The organism is Clostridium psychrophilum (genome assembly GCF_018861705.1).
Taxonomy (GTDB): domain Bacteria; phylum Bacillota; class Clostridia; order Clostridiales; family Clostridiaceae; genus Clostridium_AD; species Clostridium_AD psychrophilum.
This window is the reverse complement of the sequence record NZ_JAHLEC010000042.1, coordinates 18,260-29,630: the sequence shown is the minus strand read 5'-3', so window position 1 is coordinate 29,630 and position 11,371 is coordinate 18,260. Positions and strand designations below refer to the sequence as shown.

The window sequence follows — 11,371 nt, the reverse complement described above, 5'->3', positions numbered from 1 at the left end:
AGACGAGAACGGCTAGAATAGACGAGAACGGCTAGAATAGACGAGAACGGCTAGAATAGACGAGAACGGCTAGAATAGACGAGAACGGCTAGAATAGACGAGAACGGCTAGAATAGACGAGAACGGCTAGTATAGATGAGAATAGCTAAGCTTAAGGCTTAGTCTACAGGAGGAAAAACATTGATTAATAGAGAATTAGTTTTGGTAGTTGATTTTGGTGGTCAATATAATCAACTTATTGCAAGAAGAGTTAGAGAAAATAATGTGTATTGTGAAATAATACCATATACACGCTCGGTTGAAGAAATAAAAAATATGAATCCAAAGGGAATAATATTTACTGGAGGACCTAATAGTGTATACGCAAGTGGTGCTCCAAAAATAGAAAATAAAATTTTTGAATTAGGTATACCTATCTTAGGAATATGTTATGGTGCTCAATTGATGGCACAAGCTTACGGTGGAAAAGTTATAACATCTGAAGTTCGCGAGTATGGAAAAATAGAAGTCAATCTGCATAAGGATTCTATTATTTTTTCAGGGATAGAAGAAAACCAATGTTGGATGAGCCATACAGATCATATTTCTGAGGTGCCAAAAGGATTTGATATAATTGCAACTACTAAACATTGTCCTGTAGCAGCTATATCTAATGATTCTAAAAAACTCTATGGAGTTCAGTTTCATCCAGAAGTAAAACATACTCTTTTTGGTGAAGAAATGATTAGAAAGTTTTTATATGATGTTTGTGAGGTTAAGGGCGATTGGTCAATGTCATCATTTGCAGAAGAGAAAATCAAAGCTATAAAAGAAATAGTTGGAGATAAAAAGGTTCTTTGTGCATTATCTGGTGGAGTGGATTCTTCAGTTGCTGCAGTACTTGTACATAAGGCAATAGGAAATCAGTTAACTTGCGTTTTTGTAGATCACGGTCTTTTAAGAAAAGATGAAGGAGACCAAGTTGAAAAAATGTTCGGTGGCGAATTTGACATGAACATAATAAGAGTTAACGCTCAAAAGAGATTTTTAGGTAAGCTTAAGGGAGTTAGTGACCCAGAGAAAAAGAGAAAGATAATTGGAGAAGAGTTTATAAGAGTATTCGAAGAAGAATCTAATAAACTAGGACAATTAGATTTTCTTGTTCAAGGCACAATATATCCAGATGTAGTTGAAAGCGGAACGGCTACTTCAGCTACTATAAAAAGTCACCATAATGTTGGTGGACTTCCAGAAGATATGCACTTTAAACTAATAGAGCCTTTAAGACAATTATTTAAAGACGAAGTTAGAGCAGTGGGAGAAGAACTTGGAATCCCTCATTATTTAGTATGGAGGCAACCATTTCCGGGACCAGGACTTGCTATAAGAGTACTTGGAGAAATAACACCAGAAAAATTATTTATTACTAGTGAAGCAGATGCAATATTTAGAGATGAAATAGCAAAAGCTGGACTAGAGGGCCAAATATGGCAATACTTTGCATGTCTACCTAACATCCAATCCGTTGGAGTTATGGGCGATGAGAGAACATACTGTCATACAGTTGCTCTAAGAGCAGTAACTAGTTCTGATGGAATGACATCTGATTGGGCTAGAATCCCATATGAAGTATTAGATAAGGTATCTAGTAGAATTGTTAATGAAGTTAAGGGAGTAAATAGAATTGTTTACGATATAACCTCAAAGCCACCTTCCACTATTGAGTGGGAATAGGCGTAACAAGGCTTTGAGCCATTTGTGAAGATGAAGTAGTGTATGATTTCAAGCGTAGAAACTTGTCTGTTATACATTACTTTATTTTTGTATATGGAACTAATAAAATGTTTTAAATAGTAATAAAACAGAGTATTGTTTGATGATTTTGTTGATTTGGACAATTATTTATCTCCTAATAGTGTTGGAAATACAATTCCAAGAAGCAAATTAAGATATTATATTTATAACCCACTAGAATGCTACCATTTGAGCTATAGGAGAACTTTTTATTTGTAGCATAGAGAAAGCCCTTATGTGATTTTAGTGATGCCATAAGCAAAGATAACCTGGTATTTAACTGCTCACAGATTATACTGTAATAATAAGGAGAACAATTTTGGCTGTGTAGTTTTATTGGATTTATTGGTGCTGGAATATTTGGCTTTATATATTTTCCAATTGATATTATAGATATGCATTTAATGTTTTCAACTAAAAAATGTAAAACACACTTGAATTTTTATTTATAATAAGTTACTTACAAGATTATTAATAATATCAGCTTCATTTTTTAACTTTTCACAATATTACTAATTGATTTAAAATCAGAAGGATTCTAGGGTTAGCACTAGTACATTATTTCTTCTTTATATATTTAATTTTTCTACCATATTTTCCATTGACTTAAATTCACCCATGTCTAGCCAGTCATTATCACTGACAGGATATACGCCTACTGATTCTCCCTCTTCTATACTCCTTGTAATTAGTTCTGTCATATCAAAATAAGTATTTTCCGGAATATATTTAAGCACTTCGGGTTCTAACAAATACATTCCTATATTTACTAAAAACTCATATTTAGGTTTTTCCATTAATGAATCTATTTTACCACTTTCATTCAGTTTAAAAACTCCATATGGAATTATATAGTCTTTAAGAGCTACGACCACTGTAATCTTATAATTATGCTTTTTATGATATTCCACAACCTTAGAATAATTTGTATTAACTAATATGTCACAATTAGTTACAAAAAAACAATTTTTCAAGGTATCTCTTAAAAGGCTTAGACTGCCAGCTGTACCCAGAGGTTTACTCTCTTCTATGAATGAAATATTATATGGACCTGCTTCATTAAAATATGCTTTAACTATTTCTTTTTTATAATTTATAGTAAGATAATAATCATTAAAATTATACTCCAAAAACTTATTTATAATCCTCTCTACTATCGGGATATCTCCTATGGGTAATAACCCCTTTGGTATAATAGTAGTATATGGCTTAAGTCTTGTTCCTTTTCCACCGGCCATAATAACCACAGCAATATTATTAATATTAGTATAGTTAAATTTCTTGTGATAAAGATCATTCCAAAACACTATATCCACAACCTCTTTATTTTCATCTACAATTGGGATTGCTTCAATATGCTTATTCATCATGATTTCATTTGCATGATGTATATTAGTAGGTGTTAAAACGATTGGTGAGTGATTCATTATTAGTTCTACCTTATAGGAGAGATCTCCATTTTTTAATATCCATCTTCTTATATCACCATCAGTAACTACTCCAACTAATTTGTTATCTTCCATTATAAGGGCTATTCTTTTTGTACTTTTGTCTAACTTTTCTATTGCATCTCTAATTGAAATTTCTTTGTTTATTAAAATCTTACTTATATCCATAATATTTACACTCCTAATTTAATTACTAAATATTATATAAATGGGTTTTGCATTCTAGTAAATATGGGTACCTACTTATTTTAGGTGATTAATTGCACAATTAATCATATAACTCAAAAACTGTACACCAGTTTCTAAACTTTAGCAGGAAGTAATTAAAAATAGTTAAATGTAGTAAAGTGATGGTTGAGTAAACATTACTCTCTTATTAAAGGAGGATACATGCATAGCTTATAATCAACATCGCATTGCTTTTGGAGACATATACTGTATGCTCCATCTTTCTTGGATATTGTAGAACATAAATTAGTTATTTTACATGGAGTGTAATTGTAATCAAGTTTTTTAACTTCAATAATGACACCCTCTATATTATTTCCATTTAAATCTACAATTTTTCCTGATAAAATAACTGGGATTTTTCTTTTAACAGCGTTCCAATAATAATATGAATATTTTTGTTCATTAATATAATAGGTTACACTAATTGATTTTTGGTTACTATACACATATTTTCCTCCTTAACTCTACCTTCAACGTAAAAAGTCCCCAACTATGCAGTCATGTTTAAAAATTGCTACCTTTTACAAATATTACAGTTTCAAGGGGGAATATGCTGTGAATTCATATATCATATAAGATATTGGCATCACCCTAAATTGATATTCTCCTTTGCCATCAGTATAGGTGTATCCTAATATTTTTCTTTTCTTATTACATGGGTTTATTTCAACAACTTTTATTGAAGCACCAACACTTGGTACACATTTGCATGCATAAACAGTTCCCTTTATAAGAGTACTTTTTTCTACATTTAGAATTAAATTTAATATATTTTTTCCGCATGGGTTTAAGGATTTACCTCTTATTAAAATACAATTAAAATTATTGTTCATTTACTTTAAAGTAATCGTAATTACTTTTTATTTTCTTCTTCGGGTTCAGTTATTATAGTTGCTGTTATAGTATCATCTGAGGCATCCTCTGCTGAAATCACATTACCATTAATTTCTTTCCCATTAATTATCATTTTAACAACGGGGACATCTTTGTATACTTTACCATCTATTTCCTTTTCCATAATACCCTCCATATTTTAAAATTTATTTTCTATTTTATATTATGACTTTCATTAGATTTTGTTACTGTTTCTATAATTAGCTGTTGTACTTCTTTTAGCATTTTTTTCATTTCTTTAAAATATAATAGGAAGCATTGGCTTTGATATTTTAAGTTTGATGTTAATCTATCATAGTCCTTTGCATACATATTAAACTTTAATTGCTTAATATCAAAAATGAATTTATTGAAATATCCTCCTAAAAATGTATTTTCTGGTGAAGACTCAAATTTATTAATTATTTCAAGAATTTCAAGAAACTTTTGTAGCTCTTCATCATTTTCATCTATATCAACTAAGGATTTATTCTCATCACATTGGGATAGCTTTATACATATTTTTTCCCCAGTATCGGCTTTACAAGTAGAGAAGTCTATATAATCTAAAATACTACTTATTATTGCTTTTGAATCTATATTTATATCTCTAGAGGCTTCAAAACACTCCTTGGTGTTATAAAATATATTAAGTTTAAAAACTTCATTTAACTCTAAATGATCAGCTCCCATAATATCTGCGCCATAAGAAGCATTTATATATTTTGTATCATTTGTTTTTGTATCTGTTTCAATATATTCTTCTAATTTTTTCCTAAACTGATTTAGTGTTGCAGTAGTTTTAATATCATTTCCATATACATCTTTTACATTAGTAGATGCCATAAGATTTAAGTTGTTATCTATTTTAAAAGTTGCTGATTTTGAATGATGTTGGTTAAAGGTATAAGCAAGATCCTGTCCTACTAAAATTATTGGATTGCACCCTAAAGTACGAGCTATATCCACACAGGTATGTGCGATTGATCCTCCAAGATAGGTGCCCCTTAAGGTATTAAGTTCTTCTATAATTTTTGAAAGTAAGGTTGATAAATATATTTTTTCTCCTTTATAATCACTAAGGATTTTTCTATTACTATATTCATAGAAAACCAGAGGTGTATCACAATCTAAATATTCCTTCATCATTTCATAATTATCATCGATTGGGTCTATTGATACTAAAAGATCTGGCTTTATTCCATTTTCTAAAAGAGCCTTTAAGGTTCTACTTCCAGCTACAACAATAGACTTTTCAACTAATTCCTTATTTTTAACCATATCCTCTATATTCTTTTCTAATGAAGGTCCTGCTGACACAATAAAGGCTGGTACATTTTTGTTCTTTTCCTCAAAGCTATTTATAGCAGTGGACTGATTTATAATATCCAAATTACATATTAAATTTTTAATAAAAACCTCTCTAAATCTATTAGAAATAGTTATACTAGACGATGCAGTATGGAAGGCACAATCTAAAGTTTCTATAAAAAAATTATATTCTTCCTCATATATTTCTCTGTAATTACCAAATGCGTGTACATATAAATTATTAAAACTTGAGGAATTTATAAAGGAATATAATTGATTCTTAATTTTATCTTCTTCGAAAAAAACTAATGCTACCTTTTCATTAGATATCTTCTTATTTTTAAGAAAAATTTCTTTATTAGGTTCAAAAATTACTACCTTATTTTTATCACACATTAGATTATATAGATCATTAAGGTATGCGCCTGTATCAAGACCAAATATAATGATAATGGAATCAAATCTTAAGTCGGATACATTTTTTATCAGGGTATCTATATCTTCTTGATAATTTCCTCGATTTCCTAAAAAGTAGTCAACATTATCTTTCCTTATTTTAGAGACATAATGCCCATCTAATGTTTTATATTTTTTCATAAATTTCTCCTTTTTATACAATATGGATGGGATAAAATCCCATCCATTTATTAATTCTTTATTACTTACCGTAAAATTTAATTTTTAATGCAACATTAGCTTTGACAGTAACTCCATATCTTCCTTGTCCATCTGTAAATGTTGTATGATCAGCTGAAGTACTTGTTGGATTTGTACTTTGCCAAACAGCAACTGCTCCACTGGCCAGTGATGCTCCAGTTGGTGATAAAGCTGTTCCTTTTAAAAGTGCCAGTGCCCAAGCAGACGTAGATATATTTTGCACAACCATTATTCCTGAGTCAACTACTGTTGCAAGTATTGCTTTTGTCCTAGGTCTATAATTTGGCATAAATTTATTCCCCTTATCAATTTATTTTTTATCTTTATAACATATACGTTTCAATAACATTTCTACAATCACTTTACTTTTAAATGAATCTTTCTTAACAATTCTAGAGTTGAAACATATATAATATAGTATATTAATCTGATAGTTTTTTGTTACTGGTCATGCTAAAAATTACTATTATATTTTATAGTAAACTATTAAGTATTTAGACTACAATCTCTATTTATCCTGGAGAATAAACAGTAATTCTGTAAAAATATTTTGATTTTAACGGAAGTGATATACCATAGCTGCCATCTGGTTGTGAAAAAGTTACTCCGATATTATTTTCTAGAGGTGGATTATAGTTCCCATTTATTAGCGTAATCTCTAACGCTGCAGATGGTAATGGTTCTCCTATAGGATTAAAAACAATCCCCGTTAATAGAAAGTATTTCTCTTTAGAAAAACAAAAGTTAAGTTCAATAGTTTCATTTTTTTCTAACTCATATCCAGTTAGAAATTTTCTCGCTACTGCACACATGTTTTAACCTCCTCATAAATTACATATTATCTTTTATTAATTGTGGTAATCCGGAACTATAATCTAATAAAAATCCACCTGGTATTCTAAAATCACTATCTATATTTAATTTACTATTTAAGAGAATATTATTACAGTAATGTTTATAGAACTCTTCAAATAATTTTGGGAAATCTGCATCTAAGCCATGAATGGTAGATTTAAAAATCACATTATCAATATCCTTTTTTTCAATTAAGTTAAATACAAGATTTGGAATATCCTTTACAGCTGCATATTTATCCTTTACAGTTATCAAGTTATCATTTTCTCCATGATAAACCACTATTTTACATTTGTTTTCAACTTTCTCATATAGATTATCAATTCTTAATCCTTTTAGAGGTGACCTTGCAGTTCTTATTTTATAGTCATATTTAACTACTAATACAGAATTTCCTCTAGTTCTTATTAAATATCTAATATTATTACAATACACCGGGTATATCCAAGCAGAATTATCTAATATATGTGTGTATAATCCTCTACACATTATGTTGCATAAATAGCCTAAGTAGCTGCCATGAGAGTTTCCCATAATAATTATCTTATTAGTATTAAAATTAAGCTTTTTCTTTTGTAAGTATTTTATGACTTTAATAGTTGCAACAATGTTATCTAAAGCTTGCATTACGCCCATATCATTAAAATTCTCTATGGATTCATGAAAATTGCTCTTTACTATAATTTCATTTTTATATTTCAAATTAGCATTTAGAAATTCATTTATATTAAGATTATTATTTGAATATATTTTTTTAGCGTTTTCATTTGTTGTACTAATGTTTAATCTTATTAAATCTATGCTTTCTACCGTAACATCTTCTAAACCTGCTTGCATATATTCATATCCAAAATAATCACATTGAATGGTTACAAGATTATATTTATCAGCGAATTCACTTCGCATATTTTTGTATACATTTGAATTACATTGTGCACCGTACCCTGCTATTAAAAGTAAAATTCCTGTTTCGTCATTAACTCCTCCATCTGGAATACTGTACTTAACATGAAATTTTCTTTCCTTATAATTATTTTGCAAATAGTCATTAACATAAATACTATTGTGACCATAACATATAACTCCATAATTTTTCGCCATAATAATTCTCCTAAAAAAAGTATTTACATTAATATATGATTATTTTAATCTATGGTTCTTTTTCAAGTAAAACAAACATTATTTGATGTAACTATTAATATACTTGATAAGGTGGAATCAGTTTTAGAATAATTTTAAATAATACTTATACCAGGGGGGAGAATTATGTATAAGAATAAAAAGTTTCTTGCTATTATTCCAGCGAGAGCTGGTTCAAAGGGTATACCAAATAAGAATATTATAGCTATATGTGGTAAACCACTTATAGCTTATACAATAGAAGCGGGAAAGAAATCTAAATATATAGATGAAATAATTGTATCAACTGATAGTGACATTATAAAGGGTATAGCAGAGGAATATGGTACTAGGGTACCTTTTTTAAGGCCAAATGAATTATCAAATGATAGAGCAAAATCTATAGACGTAGTGTTGCATGCAATGGAGTATTATAAAAATAATAATATAACTTTTGACTATATAATATTATTACAGCCCACATCTCCATTAAGAACTTTTAAGAATGTAGATGAAGCTATAGAAAAACTTATAAAAAGCAATGGAGCTTCTTTGGTGAGCGTGTGTAAAACTCAGCAAAATCCTATATTTATGAGAAGTATACAAAATAAAAAATTAAAAGAGGTTATGAGGTTTGAGGGAACAAGTTTTAGACGTCAAGACTTACCTGACTTTTATATATTTAATGGTGCACTATATATAAATTCATATGATATGTTAATACAACAAAAAAAGTTTGTTGATGCAGATACTATGCCTTATATAATGGACAAGAAAAGCTCGGTAGACATTGATACAATGCTCGATGTCAGACTTGTTGAAGTGATAATGAAGGAGAATATGAATGTTTAATATAGGAGATAAAATTATAGGTGACGGAAATCCGGTTTTTATTATAGCAGAGGCTGGGGTTAATCATAATGGTGACATAAGCATAGCAAAAAAAATGGTAGATAAAGCTGCATTTGCAGAAGTTGATGCTATAAAATTTCAAACTTTCAAAACTGAAAAACTAGTTACGCAGTATGCAGATATGGCTAAATATCAAAAGTGCAACATAGGAAAAGTTGATTCGCAGTTTAATATGTTAAAAAAACTAGAGCTTTCTCATGATAATTTTATAGAAATACAAGAGTATTGTAAATATAAGAAAATCATGTTTTTCTCTACACCTTTTGATTTTGAAAGTGCTGAATTCTTATGGTCAATAGGAATGAAAGTTTTTAAAATTAGTTCAGGGGATTTAACTAATATTCCATTTTTAGATCATATAGCAAAATATCATAAACCAATAATTTTATCGTCTGGAATGGCAAGCCTCTCGGAAATTGAAGAAGCAATAAATGCAATTAATTACTTAGAGAATAAAGACGTAGCGGTACTTCACTGTACTTCAAATTATCCAGCTAAATTTGAAAACGTTAATTTGAATGCTATTAATACCATAAAAAATGCTTTTAAAATTGTGTCGGGATACTCTGATCACACTGAAGGAATAATTATACCTGTAGCTGCAGTTGCATTGGGTGCGAATATAATTGAAAAACATTTTACACTTGATAAGCGTATGGATGGGCCAGATCATAAAGCATCTCTTAGTCCTGACGAGCTAAAAGACATGGTAACAGCTATAAGAAATGTAGAAATGGCCCTTGGAAATGGGATTAAGAAATTTACTTCTAGTGAAGTAGATACCATGAAAGTAGCAAGAAAAAGTATAGTGGCATCTAGATATATAAAATCAGGAGAATGTATAAAAATAGTCGACTTAGATTATAAAAGACCAGGAACAGGACTCTCACCTAAATTTTATAATTATATCATTGGTAAAAAAACTAAAAGGGACATAAAGATGGATGAACAAATATCCTTCAATATGGTGGAATAAAAAAGATCTAAACTATTTCATGACATTATAGAATGGGAGATTATCAATATGAAAAGAAAAATAGCAGTAATAACTGGGACAAGAGCAGATTATGGAATGTTTTATTATGTTCTTAAAGAAATTAAAAAAAATGATGATTTGGACCTTAAGCTTATTGTCTGTGGTATGCATCTATGTCCTGAATATGGTATGACCATAAATGAAATAGAAAAAGATGGGTTTGAAGTAGCAGATAAGTTTGAGACTATATTATCTTCTGATACAGGTGCCTCTATGGCTAAATCTATAGGGCTTTCAATTATAAGTATGGCGCAATGCTTTGATAGAATAAAACCGGATCTTTTATTAATACTAGGGGACAGGGGAGAGATGCTAGCAGCAGCAACAACAGCTATCTATATGAACATACCAGTGGCCCATATCCATGGAGGAGAAGTGAGTGGAACAGTAGATGAATCTGTAAGACACGCTATAACTAAACTTTCCCATATACACTTTCCTGCTAATGAAGATAGTAAGCAAAGAATCCTTAAATTAGGTGAGAAGGAAAAAAATATTTTCGTAGTAGGATCACCAGGCCTTGATAACATTAAAAAAACACAATATATATCAAGAAAAGAAATGCTTAATAGGTTTGATTTAGAAGATGATAAGATATTTTTACTAACGCAACATCCAGTAACTACAGAAAGGGATGTGGTGGAATGGCAAATTAGAGAGACACTCGATGCAGTTGTAGAGTTAGGATATCAAACTATAGTTTCATATCCTAACAGTGACAATGGAGGAAGGGAAATTATAAAAGTTATTGAAGAATATAGGATTAAATATCAATTTTTAAAGATATTTAAAAACTTAAGTCAAGTAGAGTATCTAAGTTTTTTAGATGTAGCAGATGTGATGATAGGAAATTCGTCTTCAGGCATAATTGAGGCACCTAGTTTTAAGTTACCTGTAGTAAATATAGGTTCAAGACAGGATGGAAGATTAAGAGCATGCAATGTAATAGACATACCTTATGGAAAAGAATCTGTTATAAGAGGCATTAAACAAGCATTATACGATGAAAATTTTAAAAAGCAATTAAAAAATTGTAAAAATCTTTATGGGGATGGTAATGCAAGTTACAAAATATCACAAATTATAAGTGAGGTAAAGCTAGATAGAGAGCTTATGCAAAAGAGAATTACTTATTAGCTTAGAAGTTAAAGGCGAG

General features: G+C 29.7%; 12 protein-coding genes. 4 read left to right on the top strand and 8 right to left on the bottom strand.

Translation table 11 applies throughout. From position 1 onward, the window contains the following. Positions 1-183 precede the first annotated feature (183 nt). On the top strand, positions 184-1,713 hold the full coding sequence (gene guaA, locus KPL38_RS10565; RefSeq protein WP_216289099.1) for a glutamine-hydrolyzing GMP synthase: 1,530 nt from the start codon (positions 184-186) through the stop codon (positions 1,711-1,713). A gap of 629 nt (positions 1,714-2,342) precedes the next feature. On the opposite strand, the gene KPL38_RS10560 is transcribed toward guaA, so the two are convergent. The 8 genes from KPL38_RS10560 to KPL38_RS10525 all read right to left on the bottom strand — a co-directional run bounded on the left by KPL38_RS10560 (position 2,343) and on the right by KPL38_RS10525 (position 8,249). Beyond that, positions 2,343-3,389 carry a nucleotidyltransferase family protein gene (locus tag KPL38_RS10560; protein ID WP_216289098.1) on the bottom strand — a complete coding sequence of 349 codons (1,047 nt, stop codon included), beginning with the start codon at positions 3,387-3,389 and terminating at the stop codon, positions 2,343-2,345. A gap of 197 nt (positions 3,390-3,586) precedes the next feature. Beyond that, positions 3,587-3,898 carry a hypothetical protein gene (locus tag KPL38_RS10555; RefSeq protein WP_216289097.1) on the bottom strand — a complete coding sequence of 104 codons (312 nt, stop codon included), beginning with the start codon at positions 3,896-3,898 and terminating at the stop codon, positions 3,587-3,589. Positions 3,899-3,982: 84 nt separating this feature from the next. Further along, positions 3,983-4,285 (bottom strand): hypothetical protein, encoded by a 303-nt coding sequence (locus KPL38_RS10550; protein WP_216289096.1) that lies wholly within the window; start codon positions 4,283-4,285, stop codon positions 3,983-3,985. A 20-nt stretch (positions 4,286-4,305) separates the two neighbouring features. Next, on the bottom strand, positions 4,306-4,470 hold the full coding sequence (locus KPL38_RS10545) for a hypothetical protein (protein ID WP_216289095.1): 165 nt from the start codon (positions 4,468-4,470) through the stop codon (positions 4,306-4,308). 29 nt (positions 4,471-4,499) lie between these two features. Beyond that, a complete protein-coding gene (locus KPL38_RS10540; protein WP_216289094.1) occupies positions 4,500-6,233 on the bottom strand; it encodes a motility associated factor glycosyltransferase family protein in 1,734 nt (577 codons plus the stop codon). Positions 6,234-6,294: 61 nt separating this feature from the next. Continuing rightward, complete coding sequence (locus KPL38_RS10535; RefSeq protein ID WP_216289093.1) at positions 6,295-6,582, bottom strand: hypothetical protein; 288 nt, start codon at positions 6,580-6,582, stop codon at positions 6,295-6,297. Positions 6,583-6,805: 223 nt separating this feature from the next. Continuing rightward, positions 6,806-7,105, bottom strand: a complete 300-nt coding sequence (locus KPL38_RS10530) for a carboxypeptidase-like regulatory domain-containing protein (RefSeq protein WP_216289092.1) — start codon at positions 7,103-7,105, stop codon at positions 6,806-6,808. Positions 7,106-7,124: 19 nt separating this feature from the next. Beyond that, positions 7,125-8,249 carry a DUF2920 family protein gene (locus tag KPL38_RS10525; protein ID WP_216289091.1) on the bottom strand — a complete coding sequence of 375 codons (1,125 nt, stop codon included), beginning with the start codon at positions 8,247-8,249 and terminating at the stop codon, positions 7,125-7,127. A gap of 165 nt (positions 8,250-8,414) precedes the next feature. On the opposite strand from KPL38_RS10525, the gene KPL38_RS10520 reads away from it, so the two are divergent. Genes KPL38_RS10520 through neuC form a run of 3 tightly spaced genes read left to right on the top strand, consistent with a single transcriptional unit; the run spans position 8,415 to position 11,352 of the window. Then, on the top strand, positions 8,415-9,119 hold the full coding sequence (locus tag KPL38_RS10520; RefSeq protein WP_216289090.1) for an acylneuraminate cytidylyltransferase family protein: 705 nt from the start codon (positions 8,415-8,417) through the stop codon (positions 9,117-9,119). Beyond that, positions 9,112-10,155, top strand: coding sequence for an N-acetylneuraminate synthase (gene neuB, locus KPL38_RS10515; RefSeq protein WP_216289089.1), 1,044 nt, complete (start codon positions 9,112-9,114; stop codon positions 10,153-10,155). The genes KPL38_RS10520 and neuB overlap by 8 nt, the downstream gene beginning before the upstream one ends. 48 nt (positions 10,156-10,203) lie before the next feature. Beyond that, a complete protein-coding gene (gene neuC / locus KPL38_RS10510; protein ID WP_216289088.1) occupies positions 10,204-11,352 on the top strand; it encodes a UDP-N-acetylglucosamine 2-epimerase in 1,149 nt (382 codons plus the stop codon). The last annotated feature ends 19 nt before the right edge of the window (positions 11,353-11,371 follow it).